At 37.9% G+C, this 18,266-nt stretch carries 17 protein-coding genes; 4 read left to right on the top strand and 13 right to left on the bottom strand.

Features of this window, described 5'->3' with window-relative positions:
- The first annotated feature begins 26 nt into the window (after positions 1–26).
- A complete protein-coding gene (locus BT797_RS23195) occupies positions 27–374 on the top strand; it encodes a 50S ribosome-binding protein YggL (RefSeq protein WP_075473656.1) in 348 nt (115 codons plus the stop codon).
- A gap of 273 nt (positions 375–647) precedes the next feature.
- Positions 648–1,481: a hypothetical protein gene (locus BT797_RS23190; RefSeq protein ID WP_075473655.1), complete on the top strand. Its 834-nt coding sequence runs from the start codon at positions 648–650 to the stop codon at positions 1,479–1,481.
- Positions 1,482–1,590: 109 nt separating this feature from the next.
- Here BT797_RS23190 and BT797_RS23185 read toward each other — a convergent pair whose 3' ends face one another.
- From BT797_RS23185 to BT797_RS23160, 6 genes are all read right to left on the bottom strand, one after another.
- Positions 1,591–2,247, bottom strand: coding sequence for a hypothetical protein (locus tag BT797_RS23185; protein ID WP_075473654.1), 657 nt, complete (start codon positions 2,245–2,247; stop codon positions 1,591–1,593).
- Positions 2,248–2,330: 83 nt separating this feature from the next.
- Positions 2,331–3,707 (bottom strand): hypothetical protein, encoded by a 1,377-nt coding sequence (locus BT797_RS23180; protein ID WP_075473653.1) that lies wholly within the window; start codon positions 3,705–3,707, stop codon positions 2,331–2,333.
- A gap of 51 nt (positions 3,708–3,758) precedes the next feature.
- On the bottom strand, positions 3,759–4,478 hold the full coding sequence (locus BT797_RS23175) for a M48 family metallopeptidase (RefSeq protein ID WP_075473674.1): 720 nt from the start codon (positions 4,476–4,478) through the stop codon (positions 3,759–3,761).
- Between the two features lie 17 nt (positions 4,479–4,495).
- Positions 4,496–7,702 carry a type I restriction endonuclease subunit R gene (locus tag BT797_RS23170; protein WP_075473652.1) on the bottom strand — a complete coding sequence of 1,069 codons (3,207 nt, stop codon included), beginning with the start codon at positions 7,700–7,702 and terminating at the stop codon, positions 4,496–4,498.
- Positions 7,703–8,332: a hypothetical protein gene (locus tag BT797_RS23165; RefSeq protein WP_075473651.1), complete on the bottom strand. Its 630-nt coding sequence runs from the start codon at positions 8,330–8,332 to the stop codon at positions 7,703–7,705. It lies immediately after the preceding gene.
- 5 nt (positions 8,333–8,337) lie between these two features.
- Positions 8,338–9,162 (bottom strand): hypothetical protein, encoded by an 825-nt coding sequence (locus BT797_RS23160; RefSeq protein ID WP_075473650.1) that lies wholly within the window; start codon positions 9,160–9,162, stop codon positions 8,338–8,340.
- Between the two features lie 246 nt (positions 9,163–9,408).
- Between BT797_RS23160 and BT797_RS24030 the strand changes: the two genes are divergently transcribed.
- The gene (locus BT797_RS24030; protein ID WP_170860708.1) at positions 9,409–9,573 is read left to right on the top strand and encodes a hypothetical protein; all 165 of its coding nucleotides are present in this window, start codon (positions 9,409–9,411) and stop codon (positions 9,571–9,573) included.
- A gap of 154 nt (positions 9,574–9,727) precedes the next feature.
- Here the strand turns inward: BT797_RS24030 and BT797_RS23155 are convergent, their stop codons facing one another.
- A complete protein-coding gene (locus BT797_RS23155; RefSeq protein WP_075473649.1) occupies positions 9,728–10,969 on the bottom strand; it encodes a hypothetical protein in 1,242 nt (413 codons plus the stop codon).
- A gap of 227 nt (positions 10,970–11,196) precedes the next feature.
- Between BT797_RS23155 and BT797_RS23150 the strand changes: the two genes are divergently transcribed.
- Positions 11,197–11,991: a tRNA(His) guanylyltransferase Thg1 family protein gene (locus BT797_RS23150; RefSeq protein WP_170860709.1), complete on the top strand. Its 795-nt coding sequence runs from the start codon at positions 11,197–11,199 to the stop codon at positions 11,989–11,991.
- A gap of 34 nt (positions 11,992–12,025) precedes the next feature.
- Here the strand turns inward: BT797_RS23150 and BT797_RS23145 are convergent, their stop codons facing one another.
- From BT797_RS23145 to BT797_RS23120, 6 genes are all read right to left on the bottom strand, one after another.
- Entirely contained in the window at positions 12,026–13,381 is a 1,356-nt protein-coding gene (locus BT797_RS23145) for a hypothetical protein (RefSeq protein ID WP_075473647.1), read from the bottom strand.
- 77 nt (positions 13,382–13,458) lie between these two features.
- Positions 13,459–14,715: a restriction endonuclease subunit S gene (locus BT797_RS23140; protein WP_075473646.1), complete on the bottom strand. Its 1,257-nt coding sequence runs from the start codon at positions 14,713–14,715 to the stop codon at positions 13,459–13,461.
- Positions 14,708–16,516 (bottom strand): type I restriction-modification system subunit M, encoded by a 1,809-nt coding sequence (locus BT797_RS23135; protein WP_244893734.1) that lies wholly within the window; start codon positions 16,514–16,516, stop codon positions 14,708–14,710. The genes BT797_RS23140 and BT797_RS23135 overlap by 8 nt, the downstream gene beginning before the upstream one ends.
- Positions 16,517–16,961: 445 nt before the next feature.
- Entirely contained in the window at positions 16,962–17,555 is a 594-nt protein-coding gene (locus BT797_RS23130) for a YagK/YfjJ domain-containing protein (protein ID WP_075473644.1), read from the bottom strand.
- Positions 17,556–17,727: 172 nt separating this feature from the next.
- Entirely contained in the window at positions 17,728–17,961 is a 234-nt protein-coding gene (locus BT797_RS23125; protein WP_075473643.1) for a helix-turn-helix transcriptional regulator, read from the bottom strand.
- An 89-nt stretch (positions 17,962–18,050) separates the two neighbouring features.
- Positions 18,051–18,257, bottom strand: a complete 207-nt coding sequence (locus BT797_RS23120) for a helix-turn-helix transcriptional regulator (RefSeq protein WP_075473642.1) — start codon at positions 18,255–18,257, stop codon at positions 18,051–18,053.
- Positions 18,258–18,266: the final 9 nt, after the last annotated feature.

Genomic DNA, 18,266 nt, shown 5'->3' with positions numbered 1-18,266 from the left:
GGTGTTAGTTAAATATACAGGAGTTTATGTTGAAAACATTAGAGATCCATAATAAGAAAAAAAGATTGAGAAAAAAGCTATATCTAGGCGAGTTTGCGATCTACGGATTTGAATTTAATTGTAAGGTAAATACGAATACTGAAGAGGAACTTGATAAGTTTCTTGATGACATCATTGATTTAGTTGAGCGCAGAGCTCTCGTAGTTGCCGGTGGTGGGGAACCTGAAAATTTTGATATGTTTGTCTGCTCTAGTTATCGCTATGGTTCTGTGACGGAAGAAGATCGTAATGCTTTTGCTAAATGGTTATCAAATCACTCTCTGGTGTCTGAAATGACTATTAGTGAGCTTGTTGATGTAAATTACGGTATTTAATTCAACTTGCTACTTTATATTTAACGATTAATAGGGGCGTTTGTAGAGGCTTCTGGGAAATATCTTTTTTGAAATATGTTTTAAAACGCTATAGAATTAACACAGAGCACCTGGCGCTCAGTGTTATAAGTCTCCTGTATAGCAGACACTAGCCGTGACCTGACCCGTTTAAAGGGGGGCGAGCCAGCATTTTATATTTCAGATTATATGACTTTCTTGACAATACGTTTGGAGATATTCAGGTCACTATTTCTAACATAATCGAGAAATATTATGCTCAATCAACAATATTGTAGCCCTCTCCACCAGCCTAATTTACGATTCAAAAACTTCATATTTAGTTTTTTCGGTGTAATTAAAAGAGCGAAACAACCTCCCAGCCATCAAGTACTATGCCGTGCCGTTAGAATTGCTCTGGGAATGGGCCCTGATTCAAATAATTATCCAACAGAGTTTTGCTTTGACACTAGTGCACCTAAAACAGCTGTCTTCATTGAAAAGTTAAAGGCGTCACTTAAAGAGTTAAAAGGGTATAATTATAGCTTTAATTTCTTAGCTTTTTCTTTAGCGAAGGCATTAGGTTACTTAGATTATCCAACCCTATTGTTAACACTGCATTGCTATCAGAATTTTAAAGCTGGAATATGGGTATTTGATGATGACAAAGTAAGTTATCCATCTAACTTCGATCCCCAAACATTCTTAAATAAACGTTCATTTACGTTCTATATGCCAGATAGCCTTAATTATGGATCTTCTAGTCAAGTTTACAGTGTGGGCTACACATATTGTGTATTTAAAGATGAATCAGCTGGTGGTTACTATCCCCTTCATTTTACTTCTAGGTTAATTCGAAAGTCCGCAAAACGCTGCTGGGGAAATACTCCCGTTGAGGCTGTACTTTGGCTTATTGCGAACCGAGTTGTTGAGTATGGATCTAAAGCATGGAATCAATATGTGAGCGCTGCCTGTACTAGGCTTTACATGGAACAGTCTAGAGATAAATATTATAAGGCTGTATTTATGGCTGAAAAGTGGAAGAATTCAGATTCATTATCAGAGCTAAAACGACAAACGCTTAAGACTTATCTCTGTAATGAATCATAGTACTTAGACGGCTACCTGAATTACACTCTGAAAATATCCATTTCGAGTGTAATTTAACTTTATAAGTAGTTCAATTATTTGGCTACTGCTCTCAGTTTATTATCAATCACTACTCCGTCTCAAAAATAACTTTATGCTCTAATGTTTCAATGAGGCTAGCTTCTCTTTCCATATCATGAAGGCTGATAATCCTAGAACGGCTTTTAAGGTAGTTAGATGTCATGTGGTAGCTGTAATTTACTTTATAATAAAAGTCAGGGAAGTTAACGCCGTTTTCTTCTGCTAACTCAATCAATTCATTATGCTTAGTTCTGTATTCAGCTAAATTCTTTACTTTCAGTTGAACCACTATGTTCAAGTCGCCTAGAAACTCTTTAGTGCCGAGGTAACTACCAAAGATAATCACTTTAGATACACAGTGTAAGTAGTCTTCGTTTTTATTTACGCGTTTAACTCGTAGCATGAATTTATTTAATGTATTTTCTACTGATTTTCGTTTATATGGTTTTGATGTTGAGGCCATTGCTAATAATGAACCTTTTTCAGTGACAGAATAACTTGAATCTTTCTCGTCGTTATTTGTCTCCTGTATATAACAACTCTGTACTAAATCACTTAGTACAATGAGCGAATTTTCTGAACTACACTTTAAAAAATCATTTATATTAATAACATAAAATTGTTTTTTTTGGCGTAACAATAACATTAGTTTTTTTGCATCTAAGGCTGGAATACCACATATCATTGATTTAGGATCAATATTCATATTATCTATTCTCTCTCATTATTTTAAACTTCCAGACTATGTCCATTAACCATTCTTTATAGTTAAGTGTTGATAACTATCGATTAAAAATCATATGCCAATGTTTTTCCTTTTAGATTCGATGCCGAGTCACCAGTTGATTGGTGGCTATCATGATCTTCATCATCCCAATAATCTTCGAGTGAACCGTTAACATTTATAATCTCATGTTCTTTAAGCCCGAATTTACCGATTACAGGTGAACATTGAGCTTTAATATTTATATCTAAAGTTCGACCGGGGACATCATGCTCACTATGGTGAGAACCGCTTGCGTTAGCACTTAATTCGATAATAAAATCAGTGTCAAAATCATATGAACTAAGAGATACATCTTCAACACCATCACCATTGCCATAGTTTGTCATTGAATCTGCTATTGGGCCTGATAGGTCGTCTCCATTGAGTAAATCGTAACTATCTTCACTCACTAATTCACAAACTTTTTCTGCAAGTGAATCCCCATTAATAAAGTCGTAAGGAAGTTCGTCGAAAGTCATGCTTATGTGGTCAAAAAGCATATCGCTACTTAAATCTTCATTTTCAGAATTTTCAGTTTCTACAATATCTTCCAGTCTTTTTGAAAGTAATTCATCATCATAGTAAACATAAGCCATACCCTGAAGTCCACTATTAGTAAAGTGGGGATCATTTAGTAACGCATTAAAATCATCATAACCAAAAATAGCGGCGCAGGTTTCAGATAGTCCTTTTAATGATAATGTGATGCCATCTTGGGCGAGGCTCTCACTCAATAGGTTTAAAAATAAATATGAGGAAGGAAAGCGAAGAGAGGCCATAGTCGACCTATTTTCTGCTGATGCCTGCTTGAATTTCCAACTTGATTGTTCTTCTTCTTGTCGTTTTTTATCAGTAACAAGTTTGTGTTCATCGGCAAATGATTTTGCTTTCTCTGCATGTGAGCTTAAAAGGATATTCTTCTGCTTTAGGTGCAGTAGTTTTTCTTGTTCAACATTGATATCAATTTGTACTGAATCTTTTAAAAAATCATTGTCTGGGTTTGCTTTGAGCTTAATTTTATTCAACTCAAGTTGTTTTTTAGCTTTACTTATATCTAAATCAACAACTTGATTGTGCTGCTTTATTTCAATGGGGTTGAGCTTTCCTTTTACCCAATGAGAAAATTTAGGTAATAAGTAAAGATAAACCCATGTCATAATAAAGGGAGCTAATAAAATTCTTGGATTTGAAAATAGTAATAATGGATGACTTAAAATATCAAATTCGATTGAAATTGTTTTTATTTTATCTTCAATCGTAGCTGTACTGAAAAATAAAATAGCTAATTTATTCCAATTACAAAGACACCACGAAAGAACAAGAGCACCTATGATTGGTTCATTGATCCGTGTTTTAGCATTACCTTTAATTGATGCCCAAATATCGTCAAAAATTTTCATTTATATCTCTATTATAATTATGGTTATTTTATTTTTGGTGGTTAATCCTTTTCAAACCACCAGCCCATGCCCATTAACCTTGAGCCATTCTTTACACTCTTGGTAATCAGGCATTACTCGTTCTACTTCTTTCCAGAATTGCGGAGAGTGGTCGTGGTGGAGTAGGTGGCACAATTCATGTATTACGACATAATCAACAATGCGGTTAGGAGCCATGATGATAACCCAGTTGAATTCAATATCACCATAGGGTGTGCAACTTCCCCAGCGGCTTTTAAATTCCTTAATACGTACGACCGAGGTTTCAACACCAACTAGCGGCTCATAACGCTGTACCTTTTCCGTTATCTTTTTCAAAGCATTGCGTTTATACCAGTTAACTAAGAATCGGCGAATATAGTGATGTTGCTGTGTAATGTCAGGGATGGATATCGTAATACGGCCATTGATTAGTTTTGTTGCTCCTAACTCACCTTTAAGCACTTTTAAGCGATAGTTTCGCCCTAGGTAGGGGAAGGCCTCACCTGATACATATTGTTTATTACTGGCAGGTGTTGCTGTGCTATGTAAGGCGATCTTACTCATTATCCATACATGTTTATCTGCAACTAGCTTTTCAATCTTGGCAATGTCGAGCTTTTTAGGGACGACAACCATTACCACACCGTCTTCAACTTTTAACGACGCGGTCTTAGTGCGAGATGTTCTTGTTATCTCCACGAGGTAGCCCTTTCCTTGGATCACCTCGGGTTCATTTTTTTGTATCTTCATCGACTTACTGATTACCACTATTTATTGCCAAATTTGGTTTTAGCTAAGTCCATAAAGCGTTCTTGCAAGATACTGACTAACGCTTTATCACCAAAAGGTTGGTCGAGTACAGCTCGTTTTATTTCTCTCTTCATGCGCTTCACTTCATTCTGTTTATTGAAGAAGTCGATGATCTCTGTTGCTTCATCCAGAATGGTAACCAATGCTTGTATGGTTGCTTTAATCGCATCATGTATTGATTCATCAATCACATCACCGTCACTGGCTTGGGTGACTTCGGTGATCAGGATATTGTAGAAGGCGAATTCAGTTTCAGATAAACCCACGTCTTGTGCTGCTTGCTGGTGGGCATTACCTATATCACCTGTTAACTCTAGTAGTAGGTCGAGTTGCTGTGACCATTCACCTGCGGTTTTCTCGATAATATCGCGTAGACGTAAGCTTAATGAACGGTAGTACTCAGGGTCTTCATCTAAGTTAATGGTAATGTGATGCTTGATAGCACTCTCTATCTCTGAGGCTTTAGATTCATCTGATTTAGTGGGTTTGATGCTTTCTTTGAAGTTGGCAGACAATAAATCTACGGGTGGGATCTTAGGGTCTACGCCTGTACTTAGGATGTGTTCATCCACTAGCTGACGAACCTTTTCACCAATTTCTTTCATGTCTAAACCCGCATCACGATATAAGGTTTTTGCGGCGTTATGGATCTTACCTAATAACTTCATATCTGCGGTGAAAGGCGCTGCGGCGTTGTCGGGTAAGATGACATTTAATTGTTTAGCAAATTTCTTAAAGGCTAAATCAAATTGAGCACGAACAGCCTCGTCTTTTAATATTAATACGTAATCATCAATATCAGTGCTCTTTACATTTTTAAAGAACGACATTGCACGAATATGCGCAACTTGTAACTTAGGTATCTCGTCTTTCAAGCTTTGATATGAACCATCAACATCGTCACTACTGAATAATTCCAGCGCATCGGTAAGGTGAGTCGCTAAACCATGATAATCGACTACATAACCGCATGTTTTGTTTTTATAGGTACGGTTCACACGGGCAATAGCTTGCATCAAGGTATGGTCTTGTAACTTACGGTCGATATACATAACCTGCGCAATCGGAGCATCAAAGCCCGTTAATAGCATGTCTTTAACGATTAAGAACGCGGTATTATCGAATTTCTTGTTTTTCTCTTCAGTGCCTTGCTTGTCGAGTCCAAATGGCTTTTTGAAATTTTTAATAACCTTTTTCTGATGTACTTTATCTGTGTGTTTAGCAATATAAGCTTTATCGTTATGATCGCCTGATATGATCACTTCAGAGGGCGGCGCACCCAGTTCATCTAAGGTTGATTTGAAGATGGTTGCTGCGTGACGACTACCGACAACGATCATAGCTTTGAAACCGTCAGGACGAATACTTTCTTTGTAATGTTTAAGCAGATCGATACATACCCAACGAATACGGGCTGGGGCTTCGCGAACCGCTTTTACTACACCGTACTTCTTTTTAATCTCGCGCTGTTCGTCTTCAGTGTAATCACCAAAGTATTCTTCAAACAGTTTATCCAGTGATTCGCCTGCTACTTCAGACTTAACCTCACGGCCTTCATACAACAAGCTCACTGTTGCCCCGTCTTCTACTGCTTGGTTGATCTTGTATTCGTCGATGTAACCACCAAATGCTTGCCCCATCTTTTGGGTTTTAAGCAGTGGTGTACCTGTAAAGCCAATTTTAGGTGCATTGGGTAAAGCGGCATTAATGGTCATGGCTAAGCCACCGAATTGGGTACGGTGGGCTTCATCGGCGAGTACAATAATTTTGTCACTTGGGTTTAAGTCTGCGAACCCTTCGGTAATCGTTTTTTGTTTTTCTTGCTCTTTTTCTAGATCAGAGAACTTCTGCACCATGGCGGTTACTATATCTGAACTGTCTTTCTTCAGTAATTCTTTCAGTTGTGAAACTGAACCTGCGTTATAAATTGTATCACCTTGAGCATCACGGAAAGTATTAGAAAGCTGCTCGTCTAATTGTGTTCGGTCGGTAATAAACACTAGTTTATATTTATGTAGGTCTGTGTCCCTACGCATTTTTACTGCCAGCATGACCATGGTTAATGATTTACCACTGCCTTGGGTATGCCATACAACCCCTGATTTCTCTTTGCGGTCTTTACCCGTTCTTAGGCGTTCGATAACTTTGTTTACTGCGCGGAATTGCTGATAACGTGCAACCTTTTTAATGATTCGTCCGTCAGTGGTTTCAAAGATGATGAAGTTTTGTAGCAGGTCTAAAAAGTTACCTTTGCTAAACATACCAGCAAGTAAACGTTGTTGTGCTGTTACCTTGGTTAAGTCTTCATAACTTGGAGTCGGGCTATAACCAGCAGAAGGTTCGGCAACTCTATCAAGCTGTGACAACTTTTCATTATTGTCTAAAGCATTTACTGGCATCTCGATATCCACTGTAGCGCGGAAGTCGATGACGTTATTGGTTAATGATTGCTTAGCGAGTACTTGGTCTGTAAATGGGTAAGCGTCTTTCCAGTCGCCATAGTGAGCTGCACTAGAGCTAATAGTACCTACCTTGGCTTGGTCACGGCAGGTCGAGATCATCAGTTGGTTATACCAGAATAGCTTTTCAGCACCTTCATGGTCTTCAGGGTTACGGATATTGGCATAACGACGTAATTGGTCAATACCTTCACTCATTGGTGCCGAGATGTAAGGGGATTTACATTCGATGACTGCAAGCGGAATACCATTCACAAAGCATACAATATCGGGAATGATATTTTGATTACCTTCAACCTTAAATTGGTTGGTACAAATGAATTCGTTGTTTTCTGATTGGTCGAAGTCGATAAGTTTAACGGTTTGCCCTTTTCGACCTTTGCCTAAGTCTTGCTCTACGGATAGGTATTTAACCAACGTTTGATAAAAGGCGTGGTTGTATTCCATCAAGGCGGCAAAGTTAGGGTGGGTAACCTCTCGGGATACTTTGCGAAGATGCTCGTCACTGATCCAAGGGTTAATACGCTTGATTGCCGCTTCTAGGCGTTTAACTAAGATAACATCACGTAGTGAAGCACGTTCAGGTTTACCGTCAGCACAGACATGTTCTGGTGATAGGTGCTTACCGCGAATATATGACCAGCCTAGTTTAACTAGTTGGCTAATAGCAGGGACTTCTACTTTATCGAATTCGTTATTTTTCATTTATCTTTCAGACTCACTTTGCTGAGATAATACTGCTTGTTCGGTTTTGGTAAGATAATGCTCGATTGTCTCTTTTATTGAAGCAACACCACTTTCAGTCATTAGCGATTCAAGTGGTGTTTCAAAGCCGAATTTAACAAATCCATTGTCTAACTCAAGATCAACTGATGTACTGTAATCAGGATAACGTCCAGATTCCCATCGATCATAGAAGCCAGTATCAACGCTTGTTATAGCGCGATAAATCGAAATTCGTAATATGCTCTGGGCTTCATCAACACTTACTTTTAGGTTCAATGGATCTGGTTGCCCTTTACACTGTTCATCATTAATACCAGAGTCATTAATAACAATGAACTCAACAATATAATCACTGATGGTAACTTTAGCTTCGTCATTAATATGTTTAAATACATAACGAGTTGACTCTGCTGGTAATAAGTCCCACTGCCATTTTTTGAATGGGTTTCTACCTGGCTTATTGAAGCGTACTGGTGCCCAAAAATAGAACTCAGTATTAGCATCATGAGCAATCTGCTCGATGGTCGGCAATAAACGCTGGTAATAAGCAGCGAGTAAACGATGTGCAGTACGGACTTGAACAAATAGGTCGTCAGTTTTATTATTCATGTTTATTATGCCTTTAAGCTCGATTGGAATTGTTGCAGATTTAGAGGTTGAAATGAATGATTCAATAATTCATTCATATTCTCAGAATTGGAAAATACCTGCTTTTTAAGATAGGAAGTAATATATGTTTCAGTTAATGATAAAGGGAGGAAACCATTGTATTGAACAAGGTCTGGCCATTTGAATTGTGATGTTTGCAAACCATATAAGCTAAGACCCTCTAATATATCATTCAAAATACGGTCATCTTGCTTAGTTAGCTCAGTATCTGTGATTAACGTTAATATATGCTCTGTTACTGCTGCCCATTCTAATGCCGCTATACCATTTAATTCTACGTACTGTTTCAATAAACCAGCTGCCCATTGTTTTACATCGAATACTGAAATTCGACCAATCGCTAAGAAGTAGAGAGGTTTGCCTTGGTATTCTTCAGATTGCAGAAACGAGGCTATCTCTTTTTGCCATTGATTGAAATATTGATCTCCACCAGCTGGTGGTTTCACTTCAACAATTATATTGCACTCTGAGAAATTCAGAATTAAGTCAGGCTCAACTTGGTTTGAGCCTTTATCATGTTCATGGATAAAGCGAGGCCAGTAGCTAATATCTTCTAATTCCCCAAAGTCAGTTGGAATACTGCCATTATATGCTTTAAACCAATGTTGCAGCATATTCCGTTGTACTTCATCAGAGAGATAATAAAATCGCTCAAAGACTGTCGATGTCAGCAAATCTTCACGGGCCTTGAATAAGCTAGACCAACTAACGGAATCATCTTGATTATGTTCAATACGTCCTGCTTTTCCGTGGAGAATTGCTTTTAGCATTTTATTTTACCTTATCGAATTTGTTGTTTTACATTATGGCTAAAACCAATAGCTATAAATAATACGCTTATATTACCTATATTTACTTATAAATTCTGTTAGTAAACTCAGTGTTAACAAAAATAAATTCAGTGACTTGCAATTTGGACGGTTTACCCCCCATCCCAAGACATTTTTAATCTGTCATTATCTCTCTTGTTGGCGGGAGCTTCTGCCAATATTAAATTAAATTGATGGAGAAATTATATGAGTAAGAACAAAACACCAATGACATCAGATGCAGCTGCTCGAGTTCAAAGTTCAACGGCTAAACAGAATGGTGGTTCAGTTGATAAAGGTAGTTTTGCAGCCCGAGCTACGAGCGCAGGTGCTAAGAACTCAGGTGGTTCATCAAAGCAAGGGCGTAAATAATATGGAGCAACATGATTGGGATAATTATTCGCGCCAAATGGATCCAGAACATGATGCTTATTGGCTGAGCCGTGGTGAAGATGGCTGCCCTGATGAATAGAAATAAAAAATTGGTTAATCATTTTTAATCATAACTAAAACAGCGGCTATATAATCAAGTCGCTGTTTGCTGTTTTAATATTAACAGCTTTTTGTAGTGAGATAAGTACTCAGGATATCTAGCGAGCACGCCTTGGAGTGCTAACAATGTATGTTCACTTTTTAATTCCTCACTTACCAGTGAAACTAATCTATCTATGCCTCTGGAAATACGTGCATAAATTAATATATGCTCAATATTGTAATGACCTAGAGGTTCTACAGCAGATTCAACAAATGCTCTAAATTTTTTATCAGATGGCATGTTTTTATTATTTCGCCAATCTTTTAATTGCTTGTATTGTTTATCCTCTCGTAATACCCCATTTTCTCCTTCTCCAGATTCTTTGATGTCAATATACGCAGCAAGTTCTCTCCACTTTAATTCAAGCCCATTTGCAGATAGGGTATTTTTAAATTGTTTCAACATTGCACCAAAGCAGTAACAAGGTTCTTCAGATACTGCGCATGTAGCTATAACTGATGGCATAAACCCTTCAAAAGTATCCCACTCAATGTTTTCACCATTGTGTTGCTGGTATAGCGCTAGCCCTATTTCATAGTTAGCTATAGCGGATAAATAAAAATCAAAGCGCATTGCTATAACAGCGGGAAAACATTTATTAATCTGTTTTTTAGCTTCACTCTGGTCTGAGCTATATAAATGAAACCACTCACTGTAATCTATAAAATATTGAGTAGGTATTAAGCTAGATTGAGACCATGTCGGTAACTGATGAGCCCAGATATCAATAGGGGTGTCTTTATTAATAATACCTTGTTTTACTTTCTTTTTATAACTAGAGAGCATGAGGTAATCATCATCGGCTCTTTTTTCTAAAAAATCGAATAACTCTCCCAATTCATATTCGTTGTTACTTGCCTTTGTACCATGTAGAACTGAATGCCATATACCTGAGTTAGAGCTGACTCGCGCGGCTTTGAATGATTTTCGAAGTAACGACGGAGAAGCTATTTTTGTAAATGGTATCGGAAGTTGGTTAAGCCAATCGATTAACTTGCTGAATGAAGGTTTACCGATACCTCCATTTAACACTTTGGCGCGAGAACTTGATTTTATTGTTAATTCTTTACCATAAAGAGATTCCATCAACGGTATCATTTTCCTGAAGTTATCAGGAAGACCAAGCAATTGGCTTACATCTTGAGGGGGTGGTAAATAAAAGCTAGGAAATGAAACTTGGCGAGTTGCATATTTACCATCATCACTTGGTTGAGCGGCATTTTTATCTAGCATTAAGGTTAGCTCCAGATTTTACTTGGCAATGATATTACTTATGTTCTCACCATATTTCTGTTAATTGACTAGCTTTAATAAAAAAAATTGCAATTTGGATAGTTTCCCCCCCTTTGTAAGCTCATAATCTTTTGGCATTATCTATATCAAGGAACGAGACAATGGATCCAAATATACGAGAGGAGTTCATTGTTAATCAGAATTATTAGGAAATGGAAAATAAAACAATGCAAGAATTACAACTGGTTAAACAACTTTGTGATTTAAATAGCCAATTTAAAGATATTGAAGCAAAATCGGAGTCTTTTACTTCAACACCAAAGCAGCACTTCTTAGTTGTACGGCTTGATGGTATTGGGCTTAGTAAAAAGTATTTAAAAGATAAAGTTATAAATAAGCAATTTCAGAAAGTAATGATTAAGGCTATTGAGCAGACATATTATGTCTTGCGTCGAAAGTCACCGAGTAATGCCCAGCAGTTATTTCTAGGTGTGGTAATGGCTTCAGATGAAGTCTCATTTATCTTAAATACTTATGACAATTACTTTGACGATAGATTATTTAAAATCGTAACGACTATCGCCTCCACATTTACTAATTTCTTTACTCAGGAGGGGGTTCACAAAAATAGAAACCTTAGTATCACAGGGTCGTTTGACGGGAAGCCACTCATACTGCCAAACCTTGAAGAAGTGAATCAATATATCGCTTATCGTGCGGCAGTATACACTCGCAATTCAATGGCTAAATTGTTACGTCTTAAAGGGGTTGATTGTAATGAGCTTTACAACCCTAAAAACAATAATAATTTGGATTACTATCAAATGAAACTTAGCCAGTTAAATTTAAAGGCTGATGATCTTAGTGAAGGCTGTATTGTATTTGTTCCTAGCCGTGGTGATAATGAAGAGCTAAAAAAATTCAAGAATAAGTCGTTGGATAAACTCATTACCTTGTACTCAACAAGTATTGAAGGGCTAGATAATTGGTTACATGAAAAGAATACTTTAACTGCAAGTTGAGTTGCAGTTAAAGGTATACTCATTTTGTACTTGTTTAGATTTTTTCTATCTGCGTCTTTCTTGCAACATGCTGGTTTAGATAGTGTAAGTAATAGTCTTCATAGTAATGACTGAGTACATCTTTCCATATTGCATTGACTTGGCTCTCTGAGCCGATACCTTTGCCCCACTCTTTGACTAAGTTAGTTAATGCCTTATCCAGCCCTATGGTAATGCGACAAAGAATAAATAAGCGGTCACATTCAGGCTCAGCCCCTATTGATGCTGCAATATTGGTGATGAATTGCTCTAATAATTTATTGGAAGGTAGGTTCTTTCCTTTGCGCCAATCTTTAAGGCGGGAGTATTGCTTATCTATGTGAGTCACTCCAGACTTGCATGTAGGGTCAGTATTTTCAATCGGTATGCAACTGGCTATGTCTCTCCAGCTAATGCTTGATTTTGTTTCAGACCACCAATCCTTGAGTGTTTGTAAGGTCCAGTCAAAACAAGTGCGACTTTCATTGCTGGTGGCGTATTTTTTTATGGCGTGGCAAGCTAAAGGCGCTACGGTTTGTGGTTGTTGGTCATCAGGACACGAGGCTAGAACATAGCCAACTTCATAATGGGCGATAGCTGACAGGATAAAATCATACTTAACTCGCAGTAAGTCGATATAGAAAGCATGCTTTTCAGTTTCAACTAATTCACTAGGAGTAAAGCGACCGCTTACAACATTATTAACAGTATCTAATTCTTTAGATGTAAGTACTGTGTGTTCATCGAAAAAAGGTTTTATAAATTGTGGCCACCAAATGGCTACATCCGCATGTTTTAATGTATCGAAGTCATCCCTATTACGTATTGATTGTTGCAATGCTAATTCGGTGTCGCAACGGTATTCGATAAATTCTATAAGAGGCACGAACTCTGGCATGAGGGATGCGAAATCCACCCCTTTAATTGAACTTGTAGTACCTAACCAAAATAGCTTCCAGTCAGAGGCATTTGAAGGCACTGTATCGATGCTGTGAAGCAAGGAAGGCGTATCTGAAAATGATTTTGTGAAATAGGGCGTAAAATTGTCAAAAGCCCAATTTAAATATTTTCTATATATATTTTTTCCAACCCCTTTGCCTTGCAAGTCATACATACTAGAACGGGATATCTGAAGCGGCTTTATCCCTTCTATTTCACATTTTTCAATTATAGACACCAAATCCAGCTTAATGCCTAAAAAGTCGAATGCGGTTTTGATAGAGGGAAGGTAATAGGCTTTATGATCACCGGAATTAATTGATATTTTTTCACCGACGTTCATCTCATCAAATTCGGTATCAATTTTATCTTTGATGGATTTAATGGCTTCATCGGGAGTGAATGATTTTTTAATAAATGATAAGTCTAACAATGTATTGTCCATAATATGATTGTTGTCTGTGTGTTTAATTCGGAGCGCACTGCGCCCCGAATTACTGCTGGTGGATATTAGCTATCAATCTTAACCCGTACTTTGCCTGTTAGCAGGTCTTGCATAAGGGATTTTTTGGTATCACGAAGTGAAGAATATTTTTTCCGTAATACAAAAATTTTGTTATCAACACTTTTTAATGCACTGGAAATAATCTTTTGTTCTTCAATTGGAGGCACTGGTATTTGTAATTTTTTAAAATAAGGTAAACCAATGGTTTTGATTGTACTTCCCATTGCGATAGCTTCAAATTTTGGTTTCCACAGTTGAAGCAAGTAATAAAGAAAATAATTATCTAAATTATCACTACACACCCAGGCCATGAGATGCTGACTTACAGCCATTGGGCTTGTTATTATTGCACTTTTACCAATACCTGCATCTCTAACCATCACCACAGTACCTTTAGGGTGCAATGTCGCGGATGAATTTTCAATTCCTAGTTGGCTTATTTTTTTCGATGTATCATGAATGTATAAATTGTCTAGTTTTGACGAATCGGTAAGGGATACCCATTTTATACCTTCGTTCCAGTACTCTGATTTTTGTTTGTCAGGAGTATGACCACTCCCTCTCTTAGCCATGTTATCAAGCAAGGTACAATCCCACTCCTTCGGAATCCTACCCACTGGCGAATTTTTGAATTCGGTATGCGGTTTTCCATCCACACCAACACCGCGCGTTAATAGCTCTTGCATCATGCCTGTTTTAAGGTCTTTGAGCTTGTCTATTTGCGCTTGTGTTCTTTCAATCACATCATCAACTGAGGTGAGAATCGCTGCGATTTTTTGTTGTTCAGGGAGTGGCGGGGTTGGAAGTTCTAACTGTTTAATATCTTTTAGAACAACACGTCGTATTGCAGAGCCTGATGTAGCATTCTCCAATTGCTTATAAAATAAAGATGATTGTAAGTATTGAGTGCAATAGTCAGGGTTAAGCAAGTGCTGCTTTAATCTGATGATAGCTATCGATGAAAGTAAAACTATTGGTTGTTTTTGTTTATAAACAAAGGTTTTACCTATTGTCCCATCTTTTGAAAACAATACATCACCGTATTCTGGTAAACAGTTACCTTTAACTAGATCATCAAATTTATCTGGAGAAATTAATCGACATGATGATATGTCAATATGGCGTTCTCTCATATTTTGAACTGTTGCGATTGGCTTTCCTAACTCAAAGGTTTGAGGTGAAAAGTGTGAGCCATCTGTAATCAATGAAGCATTACTCTCAAGAGTTGTTATGCTCCAATTATTAGGAATTAAGCTACTCATAACCCAACTCCTTCAAGTAACCTTGCATCACTAGCTCTGCATCAGCTACTTGTGTATCCAGTGTATGTAATGACACTTGGTATTTATCCCACCAGCGTTCTAGTTGTGCAATGACCACTGAACTAACATCAGCATCGGCAGCCGTTACCACATCTCGTATCTGTTCTTTACTGGTAATGCTTGTTTTGAATTCAAAGTAGTCATCATCTTTACGGTCACTTTTTATATCAAATACGACACTCACATCAAAGCCGTCTAATATCGCTTCTTGGATGTAGTCATCTTCAACTTCACGAACAGGTACACCGCCATGCAAAATTGCGCGTACATCAAAGATTTCTGCTGGTGGTGAAGTATCAGCATAACGACGAATATTCAGGTTGAAGTCATTCTCGGCAATCTCTGCATAAGGCACAACCTTAGAATAACGCTTGATCTCAGTGTAATTCACGAAGGTATCAACAATCTGAGCTATGTCTTGTTCACGCAGTTTGTTTTGGTTCTTGCCTTCTTGATATTCTAATTCACCATTGATAAATAATACTTTGCCTTTACGCTCGGCAGCTTTGTTCTTATTGATGATAAGCAAGCAAGCTGGAATACCCGTACCATAGAACAAACCAGACGGTAAACCGACAACGGCTTCTAGCAAATCATCATCGAGAATACCTTTACGAATAAGTTTTTCACTTGAACCTCGGAATAGCACACCATGCGGCATAACCACACCCGCCATACCTTCGGCGTTGATACTGGCAATCATGTGCTGAACAAAAGCTAAATCACCCGCATCTTTTGGTGGCGTACCGTAAGGGAAACGACCAAAACCGTCATTGTCACACTCGTCTTTACCCCATTTCTTTAATGAGAAAGGCGGGTTAGCAATAACACGGTCAAAACTCATTAACTCTCCGCCCTTGGTATGCTGCGGATCACGTAGCGTATCACCTTTACGAATATCAGCACTTTGCACACCGTGTAAGAACATATTCATCTTACAGATAGCCCACGTGTTTAGATTCATCTCTTGACCGTACAGCGACAAGTTCGATGAGTTCTCGCCATTAGCTGCAAGGTGGTTACGGGTTTGTACCAACATACCGCCAGAGCCAGTGGTTGGATCATAGATACGCATACCTGCATGGGGTTTTAAGAGTGCTACTAGCAATGAAACAACTTCAGACGGTGTATAGAATTCACCGCCTTTTTTACCTGCACTGTCGGCAAACATCTTAATCAGATATTCGTAAGCCGTACCAAGTAGGTCGGGACGTTCAAAGTCTTCATTACGCAGACGGTGCTGGCTAAAGTGTGATAACAAGTCCTGTAGTTTTTTATCTGATAACTTGTTCTTGATGTTGAAGTCGATAGTAACCAACACGCCTTCAAGGGCTTTGTTGTGTTCTTCAATTGATTCCATTGCTTTATTAAGCGCTTCACCAATATTGTGCTTCAAGTCTTTTAGGGCTGGCCAACGGGCATTGTCAGGCATGAAGAAAGTATCATCGTACTCATCTTCATCTTCCGCTAGTTCTTCAGCTTGGGCTTGGGTCTTACCTTTGCCTAGGTAGTATTGCATAACCTTTTCACGTTCTTCTTCGAAAGCATCAGACAAACGCTTTAGGAACATCATGCCAAAGATGTAATCTTTAAATTCAGAGGCATCCATGTTGCCACGCAGAATATCTGCTGTTTCCCATAAAAAGCTTTCTAGCTGTTGAAGCGTTAGTTTGTTGGTCATTTGAATGCCTAAAATTGCAATGAAAGGTAAGATGGGTAGCCTAACTGTCTTGAGAAACATAGCGACTCATCTTTAATTGTTTGTAGTTTACTGATTGGTGTACTGAGATACAACGAAACGAACTCGTATTTGAAATTAAAATCAGCGATATACTTTGGTCTATTTTATCGCATATTGTAAACGCGCGCGCGTCATCTTAGCTATGGGGACATTATGGACTGAATAATTCCAGTTTAATTTGTCTCTCTATCCGCTGGATATTTATAATCAACTGAATTTTGTACTGTTTATTTTTTAGTTATGTTTGAGCTGATAGCTATATAGCTGCAAATGACAGTTCAGTGTTATTTTGGCATTGATCGTGAAAATTGGCATTGAAGCTGTTTTTTATTTCTGACTCAATGTCTTATCGTTAATAGTTGTGCCAAGCGGAAAATGTCATACGATCAAAAAAAGTATTCATTTCAAAGCAATGGTCAATAAGGCCCACTAATCACGCGACGAGTTATGTTGTTTTCGATTTCAATCGACTTACGCCAAAGCTGTTTGTGTTTTTACTAAAATGTTTGGTTTCATTTTTTGCCATGTAGCTCATCCTCATTCTGGCAGCACGTAGTTCATTACGGTTATTCTTATATTGCTCGATACGGTATAAGCGGTTCCTAATACGGAATGCAAAGTTGGTATCTGTTGGTCCCTCCCATGCTTCGTCACATAACTGACTCACTGTATAAGCGTTATTACATTTATGACCATTAATCATGATTACTAAATGGTAATGCTGTGCTTCAGCTTTATTCTGCTCTCTTACCCATAAGTAACCTATCTTGCTGTTATATTTCTTTATCAGTTTCTTTTTTAACTGCACTAAGAATTGAGTGATAGTCGCGTTATCTTCAGTGAATCTATCCGGATGTAGCTGCAATAAGATCACACTGACTTTTGAGTATTCGGTCATCATAATATCGAGTTGTTTAAATCCTTGTTCGAGGATCTCTTTTCTAATACCGGTCCTCTTGTGAAAGATGAGTTGCTGTTCATTTTTATATTGATAATAAGCAAGAAACTTCTTTGACTGATGAAGAGAAATCTGGCACATACATTATAAATAACCTGCGATTATGTATTCTGTTCTTTAACCCGAAGCTATAGAGGCTAAGGGACAAGTAATAAAAATAACTGAACATAAAGATGGGTTGTTGTTCCAATAGCGCTCAATTGTGTTCAACTATAAGTATGAAAAAGGGCTGTTGAGCCCTTCGTCATATTTATTAGTAGTACTGATTTTGTTCAGCTTTCCATTGGTCAATTGAGCCACTTAGCCAACCTCTAACATACCCTTTTGGACTACGTAGGGGTGGTGGTAACAGTTTGCTTTGGATCATTCGATATATTGTTGATGGACTAACTCCTAGCATGTCTGCTAGTTGTTTTTTAGTAATTATCTTGATGTCACTGTTTTGTGTCATTGCTCGGCAGTAATCAAAGTATTGACGTTTAGCCATAAATCCCCGCTGAAATTACTAATAAAAGACAACCTTCTAGCGGTATACATTGAATAAACGGCATAAAGTTATATAACATCAGATTGAGATTATGCATGGCTGCCACTCGCATTTTTACTTGCTGTTATTTTGTCTTCGAGCCATTGGTTAATATCAGCTTCAAGCCAGCCAATAGCACGAGCACCTAATGAGATACTTTTCGGAAATTCACCTTGTGACATACGCAGATAAATACTGCTACGGGATAGGCCTGTTTGACTCTTAACGTGGGGTAATCTAACTATTTTATTAGACATAAAAAACCT

The organism is Moritella viscosa (assembly GCF_900120065.1).
Taxonomy (GTDB): domain Bacteria; phylum Pseudomonadota; class Gammaproteobacteria; order Enterobacterales; family Moritellaceae; genus Moritella; species Moritella viscosa.
This window is presented reverse-complemented; position numbering and strand designations above follow the sequence as displayed.

What these genes read in the sequence shown, in the direction of transcription:
- BT797_RS23180 (WP_075473653.1), bottom strand. Translation starts at nt 3,707, where the DNA reads ATGAAAATTTTTGACGATATTTGGGCATCAATTAAAGGTAATGCTAAA.
- BT797_RS23190 (WP_075473655.1), top strand. Translation starts at nt 648, where the DNA reads ATGCTCAATCAACAATATTGTAGCCCTCTCCACCAGCCTAATTTACGA.
- BT797_RS23160 (WP_075473650.1), bottom strand. Translation starts at nt 9,162, where the DNA reads ATGCTAAAAGCAATTCTCCACGGAAAAGCAGGACGTATTGAACATAAT.
- BT797_RS23175 (WP_075473674.1), bottom strand. Translation starts at nt 4,478, where the DNA reads ATGAAGATACAAAAAAATGAACCCGAGGTGATCCAAGGAAAGGGCTAC.
- BT797_RS23130 (WP_075473644.1), bottom strand. Translation starts at nt 17,555, where the DNA reads ATGTGCCAGATTTCTCTTCATCAGTCAAAGAAGTTTCTTGCTTATTAT.
- BT797_RS23125 (WP_075473643.1), bottom strand. Translation starts at nt 17,961, where the DNA reads ATGGCTAAACGTCAATACTTTGATTACTGCCGAGCAATGACACAAAAC.
- BT797_RS23185 (WP_075473654.1), bottom strand. Translation starts at nt 2,247, where the DNA reads ATGAATATTGATCCTAAATCAATGATATGTGGTATTCCAGCCTTAGAT.
- BT797_RS23150 (WP_170860709.1), top strand. Translation starts at nt 11,197, where the DNA reads ATGCAAGAATTACAACTGGTTAAACAACTTTGTGATTTAAATAGCCAA.
- BT797_RS23120 (WP_075473642.1), bottom strand. Translation starts at nt 18,257, where the DNA reads ATGTCTAATAAAATAGTTAGATTACCCCACGTTAAGAGTCAAACAGGC.
- BT797_RS23170 (WP_075473652.1), bottom strand. Translation starts at nt 7,702, where the DNA reads ATGAAAAATAACGAATTCGATAAAGTAGAAGTCCCTGCTATTAGCCAA.
- BT797_RS23155 (WP_075473649.1), bottom strand. Translation starts at nt 10,969, where the DNA reads ATGCTAGATAAAAATGCCGCTCAACCAAGTGATGATGGTAAATATGCA.
- BT797_RS23195 (WP_075473656.1), top strand. Translation starts at nt 27, where the DNA reads ATGTTGAAAACATTAGAGATCCATAATAAGAAAAAAAGATTGAGAAAA.
- BT797_RS23165 (WP_075473651.1), bottom strand. Translation starts at nt 8,332, where the DNA reads ATGAATAATAAAACTGACGACCTATTTGTTCAAGTCCGTACTGCACAT.
- BT797_RS23140 (WP_075473646.1), bottom strand. Translation starts at nt 14,715, where the DNA reads ATGAGTAGCTTAATTCCTAATAATTGGAGCATAACAACTCTTGAGAGT.
- BT797_RS24030 (WP_170860708.1), top strand. Translation starts at nt 9,409, where the DNA reads ATGAGTAAGAACAAAACACCAATGACATCAGATGCAGCTGCTCGAGTT.
- BT797_RS23135 (WP_244893734.1), bottom strand. Translation starts at nt 16,516, where the DNA reads ATGTTTCTCAAGACAGTTAGGCTACCCATCTTACCTTTCATTGCAATT.